16 protein-coding genes are annotated in these 24,491 nt (G+C 65.9%); 7 read left to right on the top strand and 9 right to left on the bottom strand.

The window, feature by feature from the left end; translation table 11 throughout:
• Nucleotides 1-373: 373 nt before the first annotated feature.
• Nucleotides 374-1,531: an OprO/OprP family phosphate-selective porin gene (locus VGN46_RS09790; RefSeq protein ID WP_414675245.1), complete on the top strand. Its 1,158-nt coding sequence runs from the start codon at nucleotides 374-376 to the stop codon at nucleotides 1,529-1,531.
• 6 nt (nucleotides 1,532-1,537) lie between these two features.
• On the opposite strand, the gene VGN46_RS09785 is transcribed toward VGN46_RS09790, so the two are convergent.
• The 4 genes from VGN46_RS09785 to VGN46_RS09770 all read right to left on the bottom strand — a co-directional run bounded on the left by VGN46_RS09785 (nucleotide 1,538) and on the right by VGN46_RS09770 (nucleotide 8,096).
• Entirely contained in the window at nucleotides 1,538-3,283 is a 1,746-nt protein-coding gene (locus tag VGN46_RS09785) for an alpha/beta hydrolase (protein ID WP_331643191.1), read from the bottom strand.
• Between the two features lie 20 nt (nucleotides 3,284-3,303).
• Entirely contained in the window at nucleotides 3,304-4,929 is a 1,626-nt protein-coding gene (locus tag VGN46_RS09780) for an alpha/beta fold hydrolase (protein WP_331643189.1), read from the bottom strand.
• 140 nt (nucleotides 4,930-5,069) lie between these two features.
• Nucleotides 5,070-5,846, bottom strand: coding sequence for a 3-hydroxybutyrate dehydrogenase (locus VGN46_RS09775; RefSeq protein WP_331643186.1), 777 nt, complete (start codon nucleotides 5,844-5,846; stop codon nucleotides 5,070-5,072).
• Between the two features lie 72 nt (nucleotides 5,847-5,918).
• Entirely contained in the window at nucleotides 5,919-8,096 is a 2,178-nt protein-coding gene (locus VGN46_RS09770; protein ID WP_331643184.1) for a glycoside hydrolase family 3 N-terminal domain-containing protein, read from the bottom strand.
• A gap of 423 nt (nucleotides 8,097-8,519) precedes the next feature.
• Here VGN46_RS09770 and VGN46_RS09765 point away from each other — a divergent pair, with 423 nt between their 5' ends.
• The 6 genes from VGN46_RS09765 to lanKC all read left to right on the top strand — a co-directional run bounded on the left by VGN46_RS09765 (nucleotide 8,520) and on the right by lanKC (nucleotide 17,562).
• Nucleotides 8,520-9,284 carry an ABC transporter ATP-binding protein gene (locus VGN46_RS09765; protein ID WP_331643182.1) on the top strand — a complete coding sequence of 255 codons (765 nt, stop codon included), beginning with the start codon at nucleotides 8,520-8,522 and terminating at the stop codon, nucleotides 9,282-9,284.
• On the top strand, nucleotides 9,281-11,665 hold the full coding sequence (locus VGN46_RS09760; protein ID WP_331643180.1) for an ABC transporter permease: 2,385 nt from the start codon (nucleotides 9,281-9,283) through the stop codon (nucleotides 11,663-11,665). Before VGN46_RS09765 ends, VGN46_RS09760 begins: the two co-directional genes overlap by 4 nt.
• Nucleotides 11,666-11,675: 10 nt before the next feature.
• The gene (locus tag VGN46_RS09755) at nucleotides 11,676-13,046 is read left to right on the top strand and encodes a sigma-54 dependent transcriptional regulator (RefSeq protein ID WP_331643178.1); all 1,371 of its coding nucleotides are present in this window, start codon (nucleotides 11,676-11,678) and stop codon (nucleotides 13,044-13,046) included.
• 63 nt (nucleotides 13,047-13,109) lie between these two features.
• On the top strand, nucleotides 13,110-14,399 hold the full coding sequence (locus tag VGN46_RS09750; RefSeq protein WP_331643176.1) for a sensor histidine kinase: 1,290 nt from the start codon (nucleotides 13,110-13,112) through the stop codon (nucleotides 14,397-14,399).
• Between the two features lie 203 nt (nucleotides 14,400-14,602).
• On the top strand, nucleotides 14,603-14,731 hold the full coding sequence (locus tag VGN46_RS09745; protein ID WP_331643174.1) for a hypothetical protein: 129 nt from the start codon (nucleotides 14,603-14,605) through the stop codon (nucleotides 14,729-14,731).
• Between the two features lie 152 nt (nucleotides 14,732-14,883).
• On the top strand, nucleotides 14,884-17,562 hold the full coding sequence (gene lanKC, locus VGN46_RS09740) for a class III lanthionine synthetase LanKC (RefSeq protein WP_331643172.1): 2,679 nt from the start codon (nucleotides 14,884-14,886) through the stop codon (nucleotides 17,560-17,562).
• 3 nt (nucleotides 17,563-17,565) lie between these two features.
• Here lanKC and VGN46_RS09735 read toward each other — a convergent pair whose 3' ends face one another.
• The 5 genes from VGN46_RS09735 to VGN46_RS09715 all read right to left on the bottom strand — a co-directional run bounded on the left by VGN46_RS09735 (nucleotide 17,566) and on the right by VGN46_RS09715 (nucleotide 24,404).
• The gene (locus VGN46_RS09735; RefSeq protein WP_331643170.1) at nucleotides 17,566-19,866 is read right to left on the bottom strand and encodes a TonB-dependent receptor; all 2,301 of its coding nucleotides are present in this window, start codon (nucleotides 19,864-19,866) and stop codon (nucleotides 17,566-17,568) included.
• Nucleotides 19,867-19,913: 47 nt separating this feature from the next.
• Nucleotides 19,914-20,243 (bottom strand): DUF2946 domain-containing protein, encoded by a 330-nt coding sequence (locus tag VGN46_RS09730; protein ID WP_331643168.1) that lies wholly within the window; start codon nucleotides 20,241-20,243, stop codon nucleotides 19,914-19,916.
• A gap of 143 nt (nucleotides 20,244-20,386) precedes the next feature.
• Nucleotides 20,387-21,994 carry an MFS transporter gene (locus VGN46_RS09725; protein WP_331643166.1) on the bottom strand — a complete coding sequence of 536 codons (1,608 nt, stop codon included), beginning with the start codon at nucleotides 21,992-21,994 and terminating at the stop codon, nucleotides 20,387-20,389.
• Nucleotides 21,991-23,418, bottom strand: a complete 1,428-nt coding sequence (locus VGN46_RS09720; RefSeq protein ID WP_331643163.1) for an efflux transporter outer membrane subunit — start codon at nucleotides 23,416-23,418, stop codon at nucleotides 21,991-21,993. The genes VGN46_RS09725 and VGN46_RS09720 overlap by 4 nt, the downstream gene beginning before the upstream one ends.
• Nucleotides 23,415-24,404, bottom strand: coding sequence for an HlyD family secretion protein (locus VGN46_RS09715; RefSeq protein ID WP_331643161.1), 990 nt, complete (start codon nucleotides 24,402-24,404; stop codon nucleotides 23,415-23,417). Before VGN46_RS09715 ends, VGN46_RS09720 begins: the two co-directional genes overlap by 4 nt.
• Nucleotides 24,405-24,491 lie beyond the last annotated feature (87 nt).

Genomic DNA, 24,491 nt, shown 5'->3' with positions numbered 1-24,491 from the left:
AATCGTTGCGTCCCGCGGCCCTCCGCTCATGTCGGCCGCCAGGGCCTGCCCATCCGCAGCTTCCTCAACCAATCAAAAGCGAGGCGGCGCAAGCCGCTGGTCACATGCATTCGCCCCAGCGAATGAACCGATTCGAAGGCGCGATGTACGACTCGTCCCCGGACTTCCGCGAAGAACCTTTTTTTTGGGTCTTCGTGCTCAAGCGAATGCGTTGTCGGCCGATGCAGAAGGCGCCAGATGACAGTTTTGTGACTGTTTCGGCTGAATCATCCACGCAGGAACCTGCGTGGGCTGCTACTTTTTGCTGAAGCCGCCATAGGGCGGGTTGGAAGGGGTTACTCGCGTGAAGAAGACTTTCCTCGCCTTGCTGGCGATGGCCGGCAGCGCCTGTGCCATGGCCGATGACGCGCCGCGCAACACGTACGACTGGCGCAACAACTGGCCGACGCACTACGTGTTCGCCGACGGCACCGACCTCGGCCTGTCCGTGAAGTACCAGTTCGACCTGGATCGCTTCAGCAACGACAAGGACGCCTACGAGGACGCGCAGACCAACCGCCGCAAGGAGTTTGGCTTCTTCATACGCAAGAAGGGCGTGTACGACGCCACGGCGGTCTTCGACTTCCAGTCGAAAACGTGGCTCGACGTGTTCTTCCGCCTGCAGACCAAGGCGCTGCTGGGCGACGATGCCGGCGCCGTGCGCGTGGGCTTCATGAAGACACCCGTGGGCTTCGAAGGCAACACGAGCACGGGTACGACCTCGTTCCTGGAAACGTCTTTGCCGATGCAGGCGGTGTACGCCAACCGTCGCATCGGTGTGGATTGGGCGCTTGCCCGCAAGGCCTACCTGGTGCAGCTGGGTTACTACAACGGCGGCAACCTGCAGGGCGACCTGGATGGCCGCATGGTCGCGGCACGCGCGGCGTGGACGCCGAACAATGCGCCTGGCCACGTGTTGCACCTCGGCGGTTCCGTGTCACGCGAGGATCCCAAGGGCACCTGGGATGGTCGCGGCCACTACAACGTGCCTTCGGCGCGCCTGCGTGCATTGCCCGAGGCGGGCCTGATCACCCAGCGCCTCATCGACTCCGGTGTGTTGTCGCCCGCCAGCCATATCGACCGGCGCGGCGCGGAGGCGTTGTGGATCGAGGGGCCGTACAGCGTGCAGGGAGAATACCTGGATGCGAAGGTGAAGCTGGTCGGCAAGCCGGCGTACAAGGCGCATGGCTGGTACACCTTCGGCAGCTGGGTGCTCACCGGCGAATCGCGCTCGTACAGCGCCGGTAACGTGGCCGATGTGGTGCCGAAGGGGCAGTGGGGCGCGGTCGAGATGCTGGTGCGCTACAGCACCCTCGATCTCGACGACGGCACGACCCGGGGTGGAAACGAGCACGACTGGACGCTCGGCGCCAACTGGTACCTCACGAAGTACCTGAAGCTACAGGGCAACTACGTGCGCGCCTTCAGCGACCGCCGTGACCTGCGCATCGATCCGCATATCTTCGAGGTGCGTGCGCAGGTCATGTTCTGACGTGGGCTAGCTGGCCCCCAGGATCGCCTCGATGAGCTCACCGGCATCGGTAGGTGCCGTGGTATCGGCCCTGGGCTCACGAGGCGGCTTGGGTCGGGACACATACGGGCACCCGTTGATTATCGCGGCGGGGATGATGCCGTCGAGCAGGAAGCGTCCGGCGGCTTCCTCGATGCACGGCGTACGCGAGCCCGCCACGATCCCGTGCCCCGAGACGCCGCGGGCGACCACCATGCGCGCATTGCCAAAGCGCTCTACGATGCGCGAAGCGCCGTCGAGCGGCGTGCGCACATCGTATTCCGCATGGATCAAGAGGAACGGTGCAGTATCCTGGACAGGCTCGAGCGAGGGACGTGTCGAGACGCGTCCCTGCCACACCGAGCAGACGAGCGCGAAGAACTCGATGCCTTGCTGGCTCACCGGGTATTCGCGCGCGCGCTGGCGGGCGACATCACGCCAATAGGTCGGAGTGGGGTTCCACGGGTTGTCGTTGCACCGGGTGGCGAGCATCACCGATTCGCGGTTAGGCAGCAGGCGGGTCGGCCAGGCAGGCGCATGGATGGCTTCGCCGTCGGTATCGACCGGGTCTACCGCATCGACCACCTGCGTATCGTCGCCAAAGAACCAGTTGATCAGCGTGCCGGCACGCTCGCGGACCTTCCGGTCGACAGCCTCATCCGGCGAGAAGCGCAGGCCGGCCAGGGCCGCGCGAAAATCGGTCTCCGTGATCCAGGGCGAGGCGGCGACGACCGGGGCGAGCGTGAGGGCCGCTTTTAGCGAGACGGGGCTGACGATCTTCGGCAACCAGGCGTGCTTCGCGCGCGGGTGCATGGCGACCATGGTGCGCATGGTGGCTTCTTCGCCCTGGGTAACTCCATAGCGCTCGGGCTTCGACAGCATGGGCCGCAGCGCGCGGCGGCGGAACTCTCGGTCGCGCTCACGCAACGTGGCGAGGTCGGCATCGTCCAGGCTTGCCGTGAAGTCGATGCTGGAATCCAGCAACATGCGACCCGCCCTGGCGGGGAACATCGCCCGGTGCCAGGCGCCAACCATCCCGCCATACGAGTACCCGACAAAGTTGAGGACATCATCGCCAAGCGATCGTCGCGCCTGTTCGAGGTCGAACACGTGTTGCTCCGTGCCGATCCAGCGTGTCGCAGGGTTCCCCGCACAATCGAAGGCGATGGATTGGGCAGCATCCAGCGTGGATGCCCAATCGTTGAAGGCATCGGGCGGCATCCGGATATCGTCGATGCTGCCGCAGCGAAAGGTGTAGCTCCCATCGAGCCCGCGAGGAATCACTGCGACGAGATCGTAGCGTTCGGATAACGTGCGCTGCCATCCCGCGATAGGGTCACTCGCCTCAGCCGTGGCCCACTTCGCGCCGATCGACAGGATGAAGTCGCGCGGATTGCCACCAGGGCCGCCGATATGGAAAAAGTAGGCGCCCTTGCGTTGCGCCGGATCCAGCGCCTTCGCCCGTACGAGACCTACACTGATCTTCGGCCCATCCGGGTAGTAATGATCCAGTGGCACCGGCATGTTCGTACACTGCAGCCGGTCACCCAGGTGCGCGAACAACTGGGCCTTCAATGCGCCTACCGCCACATCCGCGTCACCGAAGTCGCTGGCGGCGCACGCGCTCCATGCGAGCGATGGCGTCGGGCCTTCGAGAGGGCGGGCCGCCTCCGAACGGTCGGGCTGCAAGAGCAGGCTGCCTCCGACGAGGCAAAGGAAGAGGTTTCGGGTCATGTCGCGTCCTTGCTTGGGGATCAGGGGGTGACCGCATCCATGCGGCATTCGGTTCGGCGGCCGGGTGCATTGGGCAGTTCGCCCGTGAGCAGGAAGCGCGCCGCCGCGCGCTCGATGCATGGGGTGCCAGAGGCATTGAACAGGCCGTGCAGGTCACTGCCCCGTGCCATCACGAGGTGGGCGTTCGGGTAGTACGCGAGCAGCGCTTCGCTCCCTCGCGCGGGCGTCGGCACATCGTCCTCCGATTGCAGCATGAGGAATGCGGGCCCCGTTGCGATCACGTCCATGTCGGGCTTGTCCACGGCATGCCCGCCCCAGCGACTGCACACCAGGTATGGCGCGATATCCGTGCCGTCGGCTTCCCAGAAGTTGAGGGCGAAATGGTCGGCGCGCGCGCGTATCGCCGCCTCCGTTCCCCACCACGGTCCATCGTTGCATAGCGTAGCGATCCACACGGAATCGCTTGGCGCTCCGATGAGCACGCCTGCGGGTCGTTTCGCGCGATGATGGGCACTGAAGCGGTAGGGCGGCAGCATGGGCCCGGGCGCGCTGGCAGGCATGAGCAGTTGCCGGGCGGCGGTGCGCAGCGACGCGCTGAGCACCGGGTCCCGCGCGAACGGCCGCCGCTCCGCCATGGCGGATAACGCCACCCAGCCCTTCCAGCCATCATGGGCGACCCACGCCTGCATCGCCAGCGCCGTGGCCAGGTGCATGGGTGATACCAGCCGGTCATGCCAGGCCTCGCGCAACTCGCCCGGCATCCGCCAGAGCGTAGGCTGGATGTCGTCACCCTCCAGCGCAAGACCATACGCGGCGGGCGCTGCGATGACCGGAGCCAGGATGTCGCGTTCGAACAGGCGTCGCTCGGCTTCCAGCGACAGCACGGTGGCGGTCTGGTAGTTGTGGCGGAAATAAAAGGGTGAGTCGAGCAACATGCGGCCCATATGCGCCGGGAACGTCGCCGCATACCAGGCGCCGACCAGTGCGCCGTGGGAAATGCCATAGAAGTGGATGCGTTCATCGCCGATGGCGCGGCGTACATGGTCCATGTCGCGGACGTGCTGTTCGGTATTGATGGACCTTGCACCTAGCGTGTCGCGGCAGGCCGCGGCTTCTCGCCGCGCGTCATCGAGGGTCCGCTGCCAGTTCGCATCATCGCGGTGCGTGGGTAGAAAACGCGCGGTTGGTTGCAAGGGCGTGAGACAGTCATAACGCCATGCGGCACCAAGGCCCCTCGGCACGACCGCGACGAGATCGAACCGTTCGGCAAGGCGCTGTTTGTCCCGCTCGGGCGTGCCCCCGGGGCCCGGGTCCAGCCACCCGGCGGCCAGCGACGGCAGCGCCGCGCCCGGATAGCCGCCGGGTCCGCCGATGTTGAAGAAGATGCTGCCCTCACGGCGCGCCGGGTCAGCGGCCAGCACGCGAACGATATCGACCATGACGGTCCGACCGTCCGGCTGCCGGTGATCCAGCGGCATGTCCGCTTGCGCGCAGCGTAGACGGGCGCCCAGTTCGGGCCAATCGCCGATGCCTGCACTTTCGGGACATTCCGCCCAGTCCAGTTGCGCGGGCCGCTCGTGATCGGGCGGCGTAGAGGAGATCGCCGCGGCAAGCGCGATCACACCGTGGGCGAGGGGAGTCAGCATCCTGTAGTCCTTTACGTGTTGTCGGCAGCGCACGTCACAGTGCGCGTGGACGAGTAAGACTACGGAGGTGAGGTCAACTTACCTGTCGTCGTGACGATGGAATGCTCGTAAGGCTATGTCCCTATGCGGTGTAGGCGCACTCACTGCATATGCCAGCCATGGCTTACAAGCAGCGATTGGCCCGTCAGTGCATTCGAGTTGAAGCCGGCGAGGAACAGAGCCGTGTCGGCGATATCCTCCAGCGTAGTGAACTCGCCATCGACCGTGTCGCGCAGCATGACGGTGCGAACCACTTCGTCCTCGCTGATGCCTAGCTCGTTCGCCTGTTCGGGAATCTGCTTCTCAACAAGCGGTGTCCGCACAAAGCCAGGGCAGATCACGTTGGCGCGGATGCCGCTCGGGGCGCCTTCCTTCGCGATGGTCCGAGCCAGGCCGAGCAGGCCGTGCTTGGCGGTGACGTATGGCGCCTTGAACTTCGACGCGACGTGCGAATGCGCCGAGCCCATCAGGATGATGGAGCCGCCGCGGCCCGTGTCGATCATCTGCCGCATCGCGGCGCGCGCCGTCAGGAAGGCGCCATCCAGGTGGATCGCGAGCATGCGCTTCCAGTCGGCGAAGGCGAGATCGGCCAGGGGCGAGATGATCTGGATGCCGGCATTGCTGACCAGGATATCGACCGGGCCGAGCTCGCGCGCCGTGCGCGCGAAACCCTCATCGACCTGGGCTTCGTCGGTGACGTCCATGGCCAGGCCGATCGCGCGCGAGCCCATGGCCTTCGCCGCTTCTTCGGCCTTTTCCGCCGCGATGTCCGCTACCGCGACACGTGCACCGGCCTTCGCATAGGCTTCCGCGATGGCGCGACCGATCCCGCTGGCCGCGCCGGTGACCAGGGCCACCTTGCCGTTCAGGTCATGCATGTCGTTACTCCGCTGGCGTGATCAGCGAAGTATGCACCCCGTCACGCGACGGGGCGTTGCATGGCGGTGCGCTCAGGGCTTGCCGAGCACGAACGACGCGGGCTCACCTTGCGCCGACGAGCCGGCGATCCACACATCGAACGTGCCTGGCTCCGCTTCGAACGTGTGCCCGTCGCGGTGCGTGAAAGCGAGATCGCTGCGCTCTAGTTCGAACGAGACCTCTTCCGACGCGCCCGGCGCGAGCAGGATCTTGCGGAACGCCTTGAGTTCGCGCACCGGGCGCACGCGGCTGGCGACACAGTCGTGGGTGTACAGCTGCACGACTTCTTCGCCCGCGACATCGCCAGTGTTGGTCACGGTGGCGGTGACGATGATGGTTTCGTTCCAACCCACCTGCGCCTTCACCGTTGGCTTGCCGTACCCGAACGTGGTGTAGCTGAGGCCGTGGCCAAACGGGTAAAGCGCCTCGAACGTGACCTCGCGGTAGCGCGATTTGAACGCCGGCGGCTGGTCGGCGAGCTCGGGACGGCCGGTGCGCGGGTGGTTGTAGAAATACGGCTGCTGCCCGCTGTCTTGCGGAAAGCTGACGGGCAGGCGGCCCGAGGGGTTGTAGTCGCCAAACACGACATCGGCGATCGCCGGGCCCGTCTGGCTGCCGAGGAACCAGGTGACGAGGATCGCGTTGGCTTCGCGCACCGCGCCGGTAAGGGCTAGCGCGCGTCCGTTCTTCAGCAGCACCACGACCGGCGTACCGGCGGCGGCGACGGCTTCGGCCAGTGCCTGCTGCGCGGGCGGCACGATGATCTGCGTGCGGGCCTGTGCCTCACCCGAATAGGTCTGCGGCTCGCCGATGGCGAGCAGCACCACGTCGGCGCGCTTTGCGGCGGCCACCGCGGCATCGATCCCGCCATCGATCGCGTCCTCGAAACCACTGCCGGCGACCACCTCGAGCGACGCCGCATCGGCGAGCGCGCCGCGCAGGCCTGTGTCGATGGCGACATGGCGCGCCTTGTCGCCGAACAGGGTCCAGCACCCTTCGAGGTTCTCCACGTCGGAGCCGAACGGTCCGATCAATGCGATCTTCTGGCCTGCTTTCTTCAGCGGCAACACACCGTCGTTCTTCAGCATCACGATGGAGCGACGCCCCGCGTCGCGGGCCAGCTCGGCGTGCTCCGCGTTCTTCGAGGTGTCCGCTTCCACCTTGGGGTCGAGCGAGCGGTAGGGGTTGTCGAACAGGCCGATGGCGTCCTTTACCGTAAGCACGCGGCGAACCCCTTCATCGAGCACTGCCATCGGCACATCGCCCTTCGCCACGAGATCGGGCAGGTTGGCGGCGTAGAAGCCGCTCTGCATGCTCATGTCTACGCCAGCGAGGAACGCCAGCCGCGAGGCATCGCGTTCGTCTTCGGCGAAGCCGTGGGCGATCAACTCCATGTCGGCGGTGTAATCGGAAACGACGAAGCCCTTGAACGCCCACTCGCCGCGCAGGATATCGGTCATCAGCTCGCGATTCGCCGACGCGGGCACGCCGTTGATGTCGTTGAACGCGCTCATGATGGTGAGCGCGCCGGCATGGATCGCCGCCTTGAAGGGCGGCAGGTGCACGTCGCGCAAGGTCTGCGGCGCCATATCGACCTGGTTGTATTCCATGCCGCCGAGCACGGCGCCATAAGCGGCGAAGTGCTTTGGCGTGGCGAGCAGGGCGTCGTCGGCTTTCAGGTCGGGGCCCTGGAAGCCTCGCACACGCGCGGCGGCGAAGGCGCAGCCCAGCAAGACATCCTCGCCGGCACCTTCGGCCACGCGACCCCAGCGCTGGTCGCGCGCGATATCGATGGCCGGTGCAAAGGTCCAGTGGATGCCCGCAGCCGTGGCCTCGACCGCTGTAGCGCGTGCCGTGCGCTCGGCGAGATCCGGCTCGAACGTGGAGGCTTCGCCGAGCGGAATCGGGAACACGGTGCGCATGCCGTGAATCACATCGGAGCCGAAGATCAGCGGGATGCCGAGCCGGCTCTCTTCCACGGCCACGCGCTGGGCCTCGCGACCTTCAGCCGCGCCCACGCCATTGAATAGTGAGCCGACGTGACCCGCGCGCACCTGCTCCAGCACCTCGGCAGCACCCCGGGCGTTGGCTTCCGGGTTGATATCCGGGGCGAACGGGCGGACGGCATCGGCAAAGACGCCGAGCTGGCCAACCTTTTCCTCGACAGTCATGCGGGCGATCAGGTCTTCGATGCGGGGAATGCGGGTCATGGGCTTGCCTTGCGGGGAATGGCGTGCGGCGCCAGCGGGTGCCACGGCGGGGAAGGATACCGGCATATGGCCGTGTCGTGGGCACGTAAATGACGTTACACGTAAACGATTACGGCCTTGGCGCCCAAAGGATTTGCCGATGTGAAAGGCGCGGAGGAGAAAAACGGCCGGCATGTGCGCGGGCGATGGTAGCGCGCAGCCTCGCTTGCGTCGCGACGGGGCGGGCGCTTCCTCGACCGCCTGTTAAAAGACGCCTGGCCTGCTGTGAGAATCCCGTCAAGGATGAAGGTCTTAGGGGTATCTGCTGCGCCGATTCGGCAAGAGTGCGGATTCCGTCTTCGCACAACGTACGCGTAGACGCCACACGTCCTATGGTGGAGCTGCGGGTAGCCACCCCGACGCCCGTGCCCCGACGAGGTACTCATGCGTTCCCCCAAGAGCACGCCGGTCATCGAGATGCACGGTGTCGGCAAGGTGTTCCTGGCAGGCGCTATCGAAAACCACGCCCTGACCGACATCCACCTGGTGATCGGGCGCGGGGAGTTTGTCGCGATCGCTGGCCCCTCGGGTTGTGGAAAAACCACCCTGCTGTCGTTGATGGGCCTGCTCGACACGCCTACGGGCGGCGCTTTGCTATTCCTTGGCGAGGACATCGCGGGCGTAGGAAGACGCCAACGCGCGGCCTTGCGCAATGCTCACGTCGGTTTCGTGTTCCAGGCATTTAACCTCATCGCCGATATGACGGTCGCGGAAAATGTGGCATTGCCCCTCGCATTCCGCCGGGACATGGGCCGCCGTGAGCGTATCGCTCGCGCGGCCGACGCGCTTGCAAGCGTGGGCATGGCCCACCGCATGAGCCACTATCCGGGGCAATTATCGGGCGGCCAGCAGCAGCGGGTCGCGGTGGCCCGCGCGGTCGTCGGTGAGCCGGCGATCCTGTTGGCGGATGAGCCCACCGGCAACCTCGACCTGCGCAACGGGGAAACCGTGATGACCTTGCTCAGCCGCTTGCATGCGGCGGGCACCACGATCTGCATGGTGACCCACGACGATCGCTTTAGCGCCGCCTGCGATCGTACCTTGCGCTTGCTCGACGGGCGCGTCGTGGACGAAGCCACGTTCTGGCAGCTCAAGCGCGAAGCTGAATGTGGCATCGACGAACGCCGGACGACGGAGATCTTTCCATGATTCCGCGTTTCGCAGGAGCGGAGCGCGCGACCTGGGCGCTTCTTCGACATCCGGCGCATTTGCTTCTCGGCTCCGCGACGCTCGCACTTGCCGTGGGCATGTTTTTCGCAACCTTCGCCCTTGTCGATGCGTTCGTGTTCACGCCACCCGCCTTCAAGTATTCCCGCGATGTGGTCTTGTACGGCGAAATCGTGCGCCCTTTGTCGCCGCGAAATGTATCGGCCACCGTGTACAACGCGGTGGGGCTTCCTCCTGGCGTGCTCTCGCGAGGCCTGGCTCGCGCCGTCGAACGTGCTGGCGTAAGAGGGGGTGATCACGCCGCGGTTCTCGCCGTCCAGCGGGTGGACCCGGGATTCCTTCCCACCCTTGGCGTGGAACCTGCTGAAGGCAGCCTCGTACTCGAGCAAGCGGGTCGCGATGGTCTGCTGGTGTCGTGGCGGTTGTGGCAGGCGTGGTTCGCGGGTGACCGGGCAGCGCTGGGTCGCGAGATCTATGTAGACGGACGCCCGCTGCCCGTTGTTGGCGTTCTTCCTTCGACTTACCGACTGTTCGATGACGTGGATATCCTGCTGCCATTGCGCACGGCGCCGGGGGCTGCCGCCGCGGTGCCCAACTATCTGGCCGTGGCGAGGCTGGCGCCCGGTGCGTCGGTGGACGGCATGGTTACCCGGGTCCAGGCGGCAGCAGGGCGAATCCACGGTAAGGACGCGGCGCGGCGGTTTGGGATCACGCCGCTGGACGATGCGCTTACGGAGGCGAGCGCTCCCGCGCTATGGCTCTTGCTGGGTTGCGCCGCCCTGGTTCTCGCCACGGCTTGCGGCAACCTGGCCAACCTCATGCTGGCGCGCGCCCTGGGTCGCAGTCAGGAAACCGCATTGCGCCGGGCGTTGGGCGCCGGCTTTTGGGATAGCTGGGCCACGGCGGCGATCGAAGCGCTATCGATGGGTGTGATCGGCCTTGGCGCAGGCTGTTTGTTGGGACATGCCCTGGTCAGGGCAGGCGAGAACTACATCCCTGACGCCTGGCGGATCACCGCGGGCGCGCTCACGATTGGCCCCCGTGTGTATGTAGCCAGCACCCTGGTGGCGTTCGTCGTGGTGGGTCTCGCCGCCGTCGGCGGGACGCTGCACGAGCAGGGTGATGCCTTGCTGCGTGACTACATCGGCGGAGGCCGCCCGCCCTCCGAGCGCGTGACAGCCGGCCGTATCCGCGTGGTCATGGTGCAGCTCCAATTGGCGCTGGCCACCGTCCTGCTCTCGCTATGCGTCGTGCGCGGAATGCAGGCATGGCGCATGCAAGACGTGCTTCCGGGTTTCGATGCTGCCGATGCCACCGCCGCCCGCTTCCGTCCGGACCCCGGTCACCTGAACGGCATCGACAAGGTAGCTGGCGCCGTCGGAAGTATCGAGCTGAGGGCCGCACGCTTGCCCCGTGTCGTCAGCGTCGGCGTGACCACCCAGCTACCGTTCGGAACGAGCTTCAGCGCAGCCTTTGCGGCACCAGGGGGCCGCGCGGTCGAAACCCAGTTCGTATTGCACACGCCGGGTGCGCGAGGTGCACTCGGCATGCGTCTCATCGCAGGTCGTGATATCACCATGAACGACACGGCCAGCGCGCCCGCGGTCCTGGTGGTGAACCAGGCGTTCCTCGACCGCATCCCGGGCGCGTCCCTGGGCGGTATGGTGCGCAAGGTGTCGCAAAGCCTGGGTGAGCGCGACCTCCGAATCGTGGGAGTAGTCGCTAACACACGCGATGCCGGGCCCGCCGAAGCATCCCGCCCATGGGCCATCGCACCGTTTGGTCAGCTGCCCCAGGCAGAGTTCGAGAGCTACCGCAGCCTGCTCGCGTACTACCTGGTGCTCCGCGGCAAGGATGCCGCCGTGATGACCGGTAGTGACGCAATCGAAGCCATGCGCGAGGTCGCGCCGTGGCTAGTGCTTGAGCGCCCACGCTCGCTGGCACGCGTGTGGCGCGATTCCCGTGCCGAGATCGAGCGAGATACCTGGCTGTCCACGTTATTTGCCAGCATCGGTCTCGGCCTTGGCCTCGTCGGCATGTATTCCGCGCAACGCGTCGAGGTCGCATCGCGTCGCCGTGATCTTGGTTTGTGCGTCGCCCTGGGCGCAACGCCGCTCGACATGCTTGGCATGTGTATCGCCCGAGGCGTCGCCCGGGCATCACTCGGTGTGTCTCTTGGCCTGGCGGCAGCGCTCGCGTGGAGTCGCTGGCCACCCACCCGCTTCGCACCCGCCTTGTCCCTCGACATGGGCACCGCCCTGATCGTGGCCGTGGGCATGCTCGTGCTCACCACGGCAGTGGCGTTACCACCGGCATGGCATTCCGCGACAACGCCACCCTGGCTTGTCCTGAGAAACGCGTGAGGTACCCGCGATGAATCGCCCGTCGTTACACGCCCCCATCCTGGTCGTCGATGACCATCCAGACGTGCGCCTCGCACTCTGCATGATGTTGCGAAGCGAAGGGCTGGAGCCGATCGAAGCGGCTTCGCCGGGCGCCGCCAGTGAACTGGCAGCGCGCCAGGCGCTGTCTTGCGCCGTTATCGATCTCAACTACACGGCGGACACCACGTCAGGCCACGAGGGGCTCGAGTTGGTATCACGGTTGCGCGAGCTCGCGCCCACCATGCCCGTCGTGGTCATGACCGCCTGGGGAAGCGTCGAACTCGCCGTGGAGGCGATGCGCCGAGGTGCCGCCGATTTCATTGAAAAGCCCTGGAAGGGCCCACGCCTGCTCAATATCGTATGGAGCCAGGTGCACCTCTATTCGGTACGTGAGGAGAATCGTCGGCTCCGTGCGGAGACCCTGCTCAACCGCGAGGGTCCGGGCGGCCTCTGTGTCACGGAATCCTCTGCGATGCGCCGCGTGCTCGAACTGACCGAGCGCGTTGCCTGCAGCCATGCGAATGTGCTTCTCCTCGGCGAGAACGGCACCGGCAAATCCATGCTGGCACGTGATATCCACATGCGCTCGCCACGCGCGATGCATCCGCTGATTCGAATCGACATGGGTAGCCTGCCTGAGTCGCGCTTCATGGACGATATGTTTGGCGAAGAATCGGGTGCACGCCCCGGCCGCTTCGAACTCGCGCATAAAGGAAGCCTGCTGATCGAAGAAGTGTCGACGATCCCGGTCTTCCAGCAAGCGAAGCTCCTACGCGTGCTTGAAGAAGGTGAACTGGAACGACACGGTTCCGGGCAGACCCGGTGTGTCGATGTTCGTGTGATATCGACGACCAACGCCGATCTGGAGGCCGCCTCGCGCGCTAACCGTTTCCGCCTGGACCTGCTCTATCGCCTCAATGCGATTCAGGTGCGTTTGCCAGCACTACGTGAGCGCGCGGAAGACATCATCCCGCTCGCGCGCCACTTCCTGTTACGGGAATGCCTCCGCCTCGGACGCGAGGCGGCGCGGCTCGCGCCATCGGCCGAGCGCGCCATGCGTAGCTACCCGTGGCCCGGCAATATCCGCGAACTGGAGCATGTGGTGGAACGTGCCGTACTTATTACCAGCGGCGGCGAGATCGATATCGATGCCCTGGCCCTGCGCCCCCGTGAGGAGGCGCCGCTGGTGCTCGATTTCCTCACGCTGCCCGAGGCCGAGGACCTGTTGATTACCCAGGCGCTGGAACGCCATGACAACAACCTGCAGCGCGCAGCGGATGCGCTGGGCATCTCACGGCAGTCACTCTACCGGCGACTCGGGAAGCGACGGCCGAAGGATCCGGCGGAGCCGGTCGGATGAGCCGGGTGCATCGTGGCTAGCCTGCGGCCTCCGTCGAGCCTGGGGCCATCGCCGGGGGCGGGGGTGGCCCTATGGGGTATCGGATTCCTTGCGCCCGCGGCAGCCTCTGCCCTGGCGCTCGCGTGGGGGCCGCCCCCTGCGCCGGCCGTCCGCGCGGCGTTGCTGGTGGCCGGCATCGGTGGCTCACTGCTGGTGGGCTGGATTGGGGGGCGACGTATCCTGGCGTCGTTGCGAGCCGTGTCGGATCTCCTTGGTGCACTGCGCGAAGGTGACTACAGCTTGCGCGGGCATGTGCGTCCCGGCCACGATCCGCTACAAGGGCTGATCGCGGGCGTCAACGACCTTTCCGATGAACTGCGGCATGGCCGTCGCGCTCGCACAGAGACGTCGCGTTTCCTCGGCAAGACACTGGTGGCCTTGCACAGCGCGGTCATTGTGGTCGACGAGCATGACGTGCTCCGCATGATCAACCCGGCGGCCAGGCGCCTTGTCGGCGCGGAGCGCAAGTCGGTGGTAGGTAGCCACACTGCCGACCTCGGCTTTTCCGAAGCGATGGCGGCGCCCGATGGAAGCATTCTCACGCACCATTTTCCGGCGGCCCATGGTCGGTGGGCGGTGCGGCGTGCCACCTGGTATAGCGAAGGCCGGGAACACACGTTGCTGATGCTGCACGACCTGAGTATCGCGCTCAGCGAAGAGGAGCACCGCGCATGGCAACGATTGATCCGCGTGCTCAGCCATGAACTGAACAACTCGCTGACGCCGATCGGCTCCCTGGCCGAAACGCTATCCAGCCTGTTGGTGAGGCATGGCGCCGACATGCCACGGGGTGAGCTTCAAGATGGGCTCGAAGCCATTGCGAGGCGATCTGAAGCGCTGGCGCGCTTCGTGGGAGGCTACGGCAAGCTGGCGCACCTGCCGCCGCTATGTGTGCAGCCCTTCCGTCTCGACATGGCCCTGGCACGCATCGCACGGTTCGAGCAGCGTGTTCCCGTAGCGATCGATGGGCACGTGGCTATTCAGGTCGATGGTGATGAAGATCAGCTCGATCAGGTGTTTCTGAATCTCCTGCGCAATGCGGCCGAATCGTCGCTGCTCACGGGCGGAGGCGTTCGCATCGACTGGCACACGCACGGCGGTGAGGCCTGGGTGCGGGTGATCGATGAAGGTATCGGGCTTCCGCTTACCGATTCGCTGTTCGTACCCTTTTTTACGACCAAGCCAGAGGGCTCCGGCATCGGCCTCAGCCTGGTTCGCCTCATCGTGGAAGCCCGTGGCGGCACCGTGAGCCTGGCTAACCGCGAAGGTCTTCCTGGGGCGGTAGCCACGGTGCGCCTCAAGCTCGTGTCTTAGTTGTCCGAAAGCGGACACTCACGTCCGGATCCGGACGCTACGCGTGATCGGTATCGGACCGGGGATGTGAAAAGTGAGTGCATGGCGCCCCCGAAGGCCGTGTAGTCCGCACCGTCGGATTGTTCGCATAGGTCGACCCAACCTAGATTCGAAACGCACCCGCACTTCCCGCGGCGTGCGCGAACCGCTGACGGAGATCCAAGATGCATCCCATCCTTGCACTGCAGCACCTCATGGAAGACCCGAGCGAGATCGGTATCGAAACCAACATGGGCAGTTCGTTCAGCGCCAGCGCGTGCATCGCAGGCCTGGCGGACACGGGCGAAGGGTAACGGGTACATCGTCCGCTTCGGTACGAGTCAGTCCGCCGCCAGGCACCCCCGGGCGCGCGTGCTTCGTAAAGAAAACGGGAGGCGAAGGCACCTGTGTCGACGTCCGGGTCGGCGCAGGTGCCGGGCAGGCCGGCTGGGAGAATGGGATACGCATGGAACGCTACAGGCAGTTGTGGCCGTATACGGCGGTCGATCGTGAATTCTTCGAGCCCTTTGCGCAACTCCGTATTGAGCCAGACGATTTCGAGCACATCGTTCGCCAGCAGTTGCCCCCCGACTGGGGTTTGCACCGCTCCGGTATCTGGCTCCAGGCCCAGACCCATGGGTGTCGCCTGCCGATGCAGGGCTGGAAGATCCATGTGTCATCCGTGGCGGCCACCGCACGGATCGTGCTCGCGATCACGGCGGCTATCCTTATCGCAAACCAGGTGTCATTCAAGTTCGCGGGCGACCTGCGTCTGCTAGGTGCCATCAATGGCAAGCGCTGGCCACGCGGCGGTGCTGGCAAGTTCATCACGATCTACCCGGCCGACCTGCGAACCTTTCGTCGCTTGCTTGAGGACCTCGCCGCCGCGCTCGGGGGTTACGTCGGCCCGCATATCCTGACCGATCGTCGTCACCCCGAGTGTCCGATCGTTTCCTACCGGTTCGGCGGGATGCACAGCGACTACCGTATCGACGCACGCGGGCAGCGCGAGTGGTTACTGCGTCGGCCCGATGGCGGGACCGAACCGGATGACCGCGAGCCGCGCTATCGCGTCCCCGACTGGCTTGCCGATCCGTTAGGCGACCCTGGTGGGCAGGATACCGAACAGGCACCCCTGCTGGGCGGCGGCCGCTTCCGCCCGCTTAAAGCCCTCGCGTTTTCCGCGGCAGGGGGTGTTTACCTCGCCGATGACCTCCACGAAGGCAACCGCGTGGTTATCAAGGAGGCGCGCCCCTACATCGGTGCCGCTGAGCTGGTGACGGCAAGCCTGCGCAAGGAGTTCCGCTTGCTTCGCCTCGTAGCACCGCTCTCGGTCGCACCCCGGCCGATAGCGTACTTCCGCGAGTGGGAACACAGCTTTCTGGCCGAAGAAATGCTCGAGGGCGATACGCTCCGCATGTGGCTGGCCCGACGATACCCCGCCTTGCGTACGGCTGCATCGCGCCGCGACGTAGCCGCTTTCTTCGACGACATGGTCAGCGTGTTCACGCAGTTCGCCATGACCCTGCGTCGTGTGCACGATGCAGGCGTCTCGGTGGGCGACCTATCATTCCACAACGTCATCGTCGAGCCAGCGGGAACGGTGCGCCTGATCGACCTGGAGACGGCGGTCGAACATGGTATGGATCCTGTCGCCGATGCATGGACGCCCGGCTTCGCACCCGCGCACACCTCTCGCGACACCCACGAGGCCGCGATCGCCGTTGATCGTTATGCCTTCGGCGCCAACCTCTTCGCGGCATGCGCGCCCGTCAACGCCTTGCTGCCCCTGGACCCCGTGGCGGCGTCGCGCTTCCTGCGCCAGTACGTCGATGATATGGGCTACCCGCAAGCGTATGCAGACATCGTCACGGCGCTTATGGACCCTGCGCCCGTGGCACGTCCGGATCCGGTCGACGCGATGCTCGCGCTTCGCGCGACCGTGGCCGCGATGCCACGCGATAGCACTGCGGTAGCGCACCGTCTGCGCGTCCCCGTTCCGGCAACCGGCATCGCCGAGCGTATGTTCGCCTACCTTGAACAACACGCGGAGCGGCCGCGAACCGATCGCTTCGTACCTGCCGGGCCGGAGGTGTTCGACACTCACCCGTATGGAGTCGCGCACGGTGCGGCCGGTGTGCTTCATGCCTACCAGCGTAGCAGGCGCCAGCCACCGCTGAACCTTCTCTCATGGTTGTGCGCCGGTGCGCACGGCGGAAACGAGCGCGGTGGCGGTTTGATGGGCGGTGATGCGGGCATCGCATGGACCCTATTTGACGCGGGCGAAGTGCACCTTGCCACGCGACTGCTCCAGGCCGCCCCGCTCGAGGGAGCGGTCAGTGAGACGTCCGGGCTAGACGACGGCGCGGCGGGCTGGGGACTTGCCCGGCTGAAGGCATGGCGCGTGACCGGCGAACCGTCGTTCCTTGAGGCGGCGGACCGTGCGGGCGCGCTATTGCTGGCGCATGCGGAGGCGGTCGACAGGACCCTGCACTGGCCAACAGGTAAGCGAGAGGCTTTGGGACTCGGCAAGGGGGCCAGCGGGATTGCGTTGTTCTTGCTTCACCTGCATCTTGCCACCGGCGAAGGTCGTTACCTCACCGCCGCGCGCGGGGCGCTTGAGTTCGATCTTGGGCATGCTGCGCCGGGGCTTGACGGCATACCGTCGTGGCCAGCCTGGGTGGGTTCCGCGACCGTATTGCCTTATCTGCGAGAAGGAACCGCGGGCGTGCTGGCCGTGGCGGCACGTATGTATGCCTGTACACAAGACATGCGCTATCGCAGCGCCATCCTCGCGGCGGAGCGTGACCTGTTCCGTCGCCATGCCGTTCGCCCCGGCCTGTACGATGGCCTCGCGGGAATCGGCGAAACCTTGCTCGATCTCGCCACCTTCCTGCCGGATCGCGCCGCGCTTTATCACGACCGTGCGCAGCGCGTGGCCTGTGGCATCGAACCCTTCCTGCTACTCCGCGGCGATACCCTTGCTGTGCCGGGCGCCGAGCTGGTCAGGATCAGTTGCGATTTCAGCACCGGCAACGCGGGCGTCGCCGCTTTCTTCAGCCGCCTTGAGCAGGGAGGCTCGGCTTCTTTCATGCTCGATGAGGACCTGCCGGCCGCCACGCAGCGACGCTGCGTGGCGGCGTAAGGGCTACAGGCGGAACTTCGCTTCGACCAGCCATGTCCTCGACGGATAGGGGTAGTACACGTAGTAGCGGCGGTTGGTGAGGTTATCCACACCGACACTCAGTTCAACGTGTTCGCTAACCGTCCAGGCTGCCTTGGCATCGAACGTGAGGAAATCGCTGGCGCCGCCAAACGTATCGGGATCGATGTCGCTGTGATCCAGCGTGTTGTACTGCCGCCCGGAGTAACGTCCGGCCAGGGTCAGGGCGATGTCCTCGCGCGCATGCAGCGTGGCCACGAGATTCGCCCGCCAGCGGGGGATGCGGTAGAACTGCTTGTCCTCCGACGCAGGGTTGCGGTGGTTACGCACGGTCGTTGCCTGTGTATAGGCCGCGTTGGCGGAGAGGTCCAGCCAGGATACCCACACGCCCTGGCTGTCATAGCTCGCCTCCGCGCCACGCGTGCGAACCCGATCCACATTCTGCACACTGGTCACGTTCGGGAATACGGTGGTGTCGGTCTGGCTGAACAGCGTATGGCGGGTATCACTGCGGTACAGCGTGAAGCGCGTGACGCTATTGGCCCGATACCACTCGGCGGAGAGTTCACGCGACAGATCGTTCTCGGGTTTCAGGTAGGGGTCGTTATTGATCAGGCTGATGCCGTTGAACGTGCCCTGGAACAGCTCATTGACGGTAGGGAAGCGGTATGCCCGTGCGCCCGAAAGGCGAAGCGTCAGGGCATCGGTCGCAGCGTAAGCCAGCGAGACCTTGGGTGAGGTATGCGTCTCCTTGCGCTCAGCGTAGCCGGTGCTTGCCGTCGCCGTCGCGCGGGTGCCGTTGAAGGCACGCCATTGTTCGTAACGCGCACCCGTCGTAAGCCGCCAGCGCTCATTGAACTGCCACGCATCCTGCACGTAAATCGCCTGGGTCTGCGTACTGCCGCCATTGGCCGTAGTAAGCGCACCCGCATCACCGCGCCGCCAGTTCGTTAGTGCGTACGTCGCATTGTCGAGCCGGTAGCCGTCGTAGTGATAACCGAAACTCACGGTATGGGTATTCGGGCCGGTGACGTCCGGCGTGTGGCTGGCGCGCAGGTCGAGGGTGCGCCATCGGCTTCCGTCGCCGGCGGTGAGCAGGCCGGAACCATCGTAGGTGACGGCGCCCGCCGTTCGATCGCGGTTCTGGTCCATGTCGAAATACGACACGTTGCCTTCGACGTTCCAGCCCGTGTCACGGTGCGTGCCGAGTGACAGGCCGTAGAGGTAGTTGCGGCTCTGCCGTGTACCCGGCGCGAATAAATTGGCGGGCAGCGTGTACTGACGGCCATCGATGCTTACCGGGCCCGACCACACGGGGTTACCGTTTGCATCACGCAAGAAGGTCTCGATGCGGTGCGCCATGTCCTGCTTCCAATAACCCAGGGTCGCGGCCGCGGTGAGCTCGGGCGTTAGGTCATAAGTGAAGCGCGCATGGGCTTCATCCTGGCGGGTGGCTTCCTGGCCTTCCGCGTTGATGCCCAATACCTCGCGTGGAAGGCCGGTGGTGCCCGTGTCGTCGATTGCGCCGGTCACGGGGCGGTTCGCGCCGGGGGCGGCCGAGCGGTTCTGCACCGCGTACACGAGTGGCTGGCCGTTCGACTGCAGGTGCGATACCCCGATCAGGAAGGCAAAGGGGCCGCTACGGTCGCCGATCGTCGCAGTCTGCTTGCTGCCGCCGTAATCGCGATCCACGCCGTAGGTGTGCACGTGCTGGGTGAAGGCCTGCACATCGCCGGTGACCTCGAGCTTGTCGGGCATGCGCGTCGTCATGACCACGGTCGCACCGATGCTGTTACCCGGGTACAGCGCGGAATAAGCGCCGTAGATCACGTCGATGCGGGCAAGGTTGTCCGTGAAGGCCATGGACCAGCGCGGCGGGTTGGCCCAGTTGTTGCCCAGCAGGTTCGACAGGAGCAGGCCGTCGAGATAAACCAGTCCGCGTGCACTTTGTGCGTTGCTCGTGCCGCGCACGGAGAACGTGGCGTTCTCATCGCCGACGAAGCGCTTGCGGATGCCGAAGGCGGGCAGGTATTTCAGAGCATCTTCGGTATTGACGATGTTCAGCCGCGCGAGCTTCGCGGGGGTGATCGTCTCGACCGCAGCGGGCATGTCGGGGTCGATCGCGGCCCCGTGGCTGGTGGCGGAGACGCGTACCTCGTGCAGGTCGGTGGTGCGCGGTGGCGGCTGCTCGGGTGTATCGGTGGCGTGGGCTGCGCACGCTCCCGCCGCGATGGCGCAGGCGATGGCACGCGCAAGCGCGCGTCCCTCAGTGGCAAGGAAAGGCATGGTCGTAAAGTCCGTGGGTCGTTGGCGTACGGCGGGATCGGTAGCGATCAGGCGTGCGCGGCGACCGGCGGACCTCGTGGATGGGCATGGAAGGCGGCGCGTGGGACGAAAGCGCGCCATGTCGGTACCGATACGTCGGCCTCAGTGGCGACCCGGGGCACATCCACCGCAAGGATGCTGCCGGCGAGGCCTGGATGGTGGGCGAACAGCGTGCAGTAGCCGCAGGCGGCATCGCCGTCGCCGTGGCCCTGCATCCCGTCACCGGCGTGGTGCACATCGGCAGGCTCACACCAGGCGCCGAGATCGGGGAAGTTCCAGACGCTGATGCGGGAGACCGTGGGGGCAAGCGCGGTGAGCCAGACGGCGATGATCGCCATCCATCCCAACCAACGCAGTCTGGCCGCTCCACGACGCACCTGGCGTCCCCTTCAATGCAACCCCGGACATGGGTCCAGGGATGATGCCATGGCGTACGGTGAACGGTATGCGACACGGTGTCGCCCCCGCCCGGCCGTGCGGTTCAGGCGCGTCGTGCAGTGGCGGGTACCGGCAGCGGCGGGACTGCCGGCGGTGTCGGCATGCCCGGGGGCTCGCGGAGGCACAGCACAATGACCACGGCGGCGGTGCCGATGCAACTGGCCAGCAGGAAGCCGTCCAGGATCGATAGCGTGTAAGCCTGGCCGCGCACCGCGGCGGCCACCAGCCCGGCCCCTCGCGCTTCGGCGCCGCCGGTGCCCTGCGTGAGCGGGCCGACGGCGCTCGCGTAAGCGCTGATGCGTGCATCGGTCAGGGGCGAATCGTTCAACACGTGCTGACCGATCAGGTTGGAATGGTATTGCTCGGCTTTGCGGGTAAACGAGATCAACAGGGACGTTCCCAGTTCACCGCCAAACAGGCGCGCCGTCTGGATGATCGCGCCGAAAGTGATGCCATCGGCCGGGCCGATGTGGTGGGCAAAGAAGTAGATCACGGCGGTGAGTTCGAGCGTCTCGCCCACCGCCTGCAAGAGCAACGCCACCTTGAAGTCACCCTCAGCCCATTCCGAGGTGATGCCGGTGGCCAGCAGAAAGCCAGCGGTGGCGATCGTGAAGCCGACGCCAATCGCGAAGCGTGCATCAATGCGATTGAGCAGCCATGCCACGGTGGGCGCGATGATGAGCTGCGGTAGCGCGACCCAGAGCAGGGCATTACCCACTTCGAGCGGCCTCAAGCCGCGCACCTGGATGAGGAAATTGGCGACCAGCGTATTGCTCGAGGTGACCAGGAAGCGTGTGGCCAGGATCAGCAGGATGCAGAGGAATACATTGCGTCGTATCAACAGGCCGAAATCAACGCTCGGCGCCGGCAAGGTGGTTTCAAGCAAGAGGAACAGGCCCAGTGCGACGAGACCCGCCGCAAGCACGCCCACCACGAACGGTGAGGAAAACCAGTCGAGACGGTCGCCCTGGTCCAGGGCGATAAACACCAGCGTAAATCCGATAGACCCGGTGAGCATGCCGCGGAAGTCGCCGCCGCGCAGGTACTCACGATCGATCGGGAGGCGACGCAGGCCAAACCAGTAGAGAAAGAACATCGGTATGGCGACCACCGTGTTCTGCCAGAAGATCCAGTCCCAGGTCACGTGCTCGACGTACCAGCCCTCGAGCGAACTCGCGACGTTGAGGCCCAGGATGATGTTCATCGCATACGCGGCCAGACCCCATGGCCACAGGTTGCGTGGCAGGCCAAGCAGGATGAACGATGCGGTGAGCGGGATGAAGGTGCCCGAACCCAAACCGGCTACACACTGCAGCACGATCATGCTGCGCAGGTCGGGAGCGAACGGTATCAGCAGTTCGGATACGCCATAAACCACCGCGCCGACCATCAACACGCGGCGGGGGCTGTACGCGCGGCCGAGGAAGATCGCGAGCGGGCCGATGAACATCTGCGACGCGGAAAACGCGGTGGAGATCCAGGCGCCTTCATCGAAGCCCGCGCTGACCGCGCCACGCACGTCGGCCAGGCCAATGGAAGTGAGGCGCGAGGTGAGCGTAGTCGCGATAGCGCCGAGCAGCACGGCGACGATGCCAAGCCAGGGCAGGGGCGCCGTGGCCGGCACCGGTGCGGGCACGGCGACCGCATTCATGGCGACACCGACGCGCTGGCCTCGGGCTGGCGTGGTACGGGGTCACCCTCTTTCCAGCCGCCGCCAAGGGCTTTCACCAGCGAGATCGCCGCGAGCAAGCGTTGCTGGTCGTTCTGGATCGCCGCGCGCTGGCTGGCGAGCGCCTGGCGTTCCGAATCCACGACTTCGAAGTAGCCAGCGAGGCCACGGTCATATCGTGAGCGCGAGACCTTGGCGGCTGAGGTCGCCGCCTCCACGGTGGCCCCCAGCGCGACGCCCTGCTCACGCAGCCACGCGCCATCGCTCAGCGCATCCTGCACGTCGCGAAATGCGCCGATCCCGTCCTGGCGCCAGCGTGCATAGGCGCCGCGATACGCGGCTTGTGCGGCTTCCAGGTTCGCCTGGTTGCGTCCGCCTTCGAAGATGGGCAGATGTACCTGAGGCCCGAGGCTCCACAGGCGGCTATCGCGCGCGGTCAGGTCGCCGGTACTGTCGCTGGCCAGGCCAGCCGACGCCGTGAGCTGAACGGAGGGGAAAAACGCAGTGCGCGCTATACCAATGCGGGCGCTGGCCGCGGCAAGGGAGCGCTCGTCGGCGGCCACGTCGGGGCGCCGGGTAAGCAGGGTCGAGGGAACGCCGGCCGGGATCTCCGGCACCGTGGGGGTCCAGGGTTTCGGCGCGACGTGGAAGTCGGGTGCGTCGCGCGCTTCGAGTACCGCGAGCGCGCTTTCAAGGTTATCGCGGCGGCGGTGGGCCTCCGCAAGATCCGCGCGGGTCTGGGCAAGGTCGGCGCGAGCGCGCAACACATCCAGGTCACCGACCACGCCCGCGTGCGCGCGGCGGTCGGCGAGTTGCAGGGCGTCTTCACGCAGCGATACGGTGCGGCCGAGGACATCGATATCGCGATCCGCCGTGCGCAGGGAAAAATAGGTCGACGCCGTGGCGGCGGCGAGGCTAAGGCGTAGTGCGGCGATACTGTCGGCGCCGGTTTCCACATCGGCCCGGGCCGCCTCCACGCTGCGCCTCACCCGGCCCCAAAGGTCGACCTCGTAGGCCACGTCGACCGGCACCGCGTAGAGGGTGGTCTCAAGGTGGGGAAATGTATTGGCGGTCCGTCCTGAGGTGCGAGCGCGCTGGACGACCGGATCCAGCGACACCTGCGGAAATTCATCCGCGCGCGCGATCCCGAGTAGGGCGCGACTCTGATCGTAGCGAGCCAGCGCCCCGGCGAGGTCCTGGTTCGCCGCCAGGGTGGCTTCAATGTGCTGGCCAAGCTCCGCGTCGCCGAACAACGTCCACCAGTCGCCGGGCACGCTGTTATCGGCGCCCGTCGGGTGCTCCCACGCGGCAGGCGCAGGCCGCTCGGGGCGCTGATAGTCCGGCCCAAGCACGCAGCCGGCCAGCGCAGCCGCGCACAGCAGGATCGCGGTGCGCGCCCGCTTCACTTCGAGGCCTCCCCGGCCCGGATCTTCACGATGGTCGACAGCCCGGGCGGCAGGCGCTCGCGGTAGCGGCGCAGGTCATCTTCACTGAACAGGATCTTGACTGGCACGCGCTGCACGACCTTGGTGAAGTTGCCCGTGGCGTTATCCGGCGGCAGCAGCGCGAACTGCGAGCCCGAGGCAGGCGAGATGCTGTCGACATGGCCGACGAAGGTGAGGTCGGGCAGGGCGTCGACGGTCATGCGCGCTTCCGTGCCGCGTTTCATGCCATGCAGTTGGGTCTCCTTGTAGTTGGCCACTACCCAGACATCGTCGGAGACGATCGACAGCAGGGTTTGCCCCGCACTGACCCGTGCGCCGACTTCCACGGTGCGCCGGCCGACGTAGCCACTCACCGGTGCAATGACCTTGGTGTAGCCGTACGCCAGTTGTGCGTCATGCAGCGAGGCCTCGCCGGTGGCGACCTGTGCCTTTGACGATTCCAGCGTGGCGATGGCCGCGACCTTGCGCGCCTCGGCACTGGTCTTGTTCGCCCTGGCCGAGTCCGCGGCGGCGCGCGCGGCGTCGTACTCCTGCCTTGAGATGCCGCGTGGGGTTTCGTTGACCAGTTCGCTGGCGCGGGTGAGGTCGAATCCGGTCTTCCGCACGCTGGCGTCCGCAGCGACGATGGTGGCGTCGGCCTCCGCGATCTGCGCCTGGGCGCTGGCGACCTGGCCCCTGGCGCGGTCGATGTCGGCCTGCGCCTGCTCCACGCGCACATCGAAATCGCGCGTATCCAGCTGTAACAACACATCGCCGGCCTTCACGTGCTGGTTGTCGTTCACGTAAAGGGCGGTCACCGTACCCGTCACACGCGGCGCCACCGGGTGAATCCGCCCGGTGACATAGGCATCGGTCGTCATCTCGGTGCGATCCAGCCACGCAAAGAGCAGGACGACGAGGGTGCCGAGCACCAACAAGGCGCCGATGATGCGCAAGGCAAGTTTCATGTAGGCCGTACCCTTGTTCGATCCGGCCACGCTGCCACCCTCACGCGGGGCTGGCTTGGAGATCCTTGTCCGCGCCTCGCGGTTTGC

The organism is Luteibacter sp. (assembly GCF_036500425.1).
GTDB lineage: Bacteria > Pseudomonadota > Gammaproteobacteria > Xanthomonadales > Rhodanobacteraceae > Luteibacter.
Note: the sequence above shows the minus strand (reverse complement) of the source record. Positions and strands in the feature narration are given on the sequence as shown.

What these genes read in the sequence shown, in the direction of transcription:
- VGN46_RS09790 (WP_414675245.1), top strand. Translation starts at nt 374, where the DNA reads ATGGCCGGCAGCGCCTGTGCCATGGCCGATGACGCGCCGCGCAACACG.
- VGN46_RS09785 (WP_331643191.1), bottom strand. Translation starts at nt 3,283, where the DNA reads ATGACCCGAAACCTCTTCCTTTGCCTCGTCGGAGGCAGCCTGCTCTTG.
- VGN46_RS09780 (WP_331643189.1), bottom strand. Translation starts at nt 4,929, where the DNA reads ATGCTGACTCCCCTCGCCCACGGTGTGATCGCGCTTGCCGCGGCGATC.
- VGN46_RS09775 (WP_331643186.1), bottom strand. Translation starts at nt 5,846, where the DNA reads ATGCATGACCTGAACGGCAAGGTGGCCCTGGTCACCGGCGCGGCCAGC.
- VGN46_RS09770 (WP_331643184.1), bottom strand. Translation starts at nt 8,096, where the DNA reads ATGACCCGCATTCCCCGCATCGAAGACCTGATCGCCCGCATGACTGTC.
- VGN46_RS09765 (WP_331643182.1), top strand. Translation starts at nt 8,520, where the DNA reads ATGCGTTCCCCCAAGAGCACGCCGGTCATCGAGATGCACGGTGTCGGC.
- VGN46_RS09760 (WP_331643180.1), top strand. Translation starts at nt 9,281, where the DNA reads ATGATTCCGCGTTTCGCAGGAGCGGAGCGCGCGACCTGGGCGCTTCTT.
- VGN46_RS09755 (WP_331643178.1), top strand. Translation starts at nt 11,676, where the DNA reads ATGAATCGCCCGTCGTTACACGCCCCCATCCTGGTCGTCGATGACCAT.
- VGN46_RS09745 (WP_331643174.1), top strand. Translation starts at nt 14,603, where the DNA reads ATGCATCCCATCCTTGCACTGCAGCACCTCATGGAAGACCCGAGCGAG.
- lanKC (WP_331643172.1), top strand. Translation starts at nt 14,884, where the DNA reads ATGGAACGCTACAGGCAGTTGTGGCCGTATACGGCGGTCGATCGTGAA.
- VGN46_RS09735 (WP_331643170.1), bottom strand. Translation starts at nt 19,866, where the DNA reads ATGCCTTTCCTTGCCACTGAGGGACGCGCGCTTGCGCGTGCCATCGCC.
- VGN46_RS09730 (WP_331643168.1), bottom strand. Translation starts at nt 20,243, where the DNA reads ATGGCGATCATCGCCGTCTGGCTCACCGCGCTTGCCCCCACGGTCTCC.
- VGN46_RS09725 (WP_331643166.1), bottom strand. Translation starts at nt 21,994, where the DNA reads ATGAATGCGGTCGCCGTGCCCGCACCGGTGCCGGCCACGGCGCCCCTG.
- VGN46_RS09715 (WP_331643161.1), bottom strand. Translation starts at nt 24,404, where the DNA reads ATGAAACTTGCCTTGCGCATCATCGGCGCCTTGTTGGTGCTCGGCACC.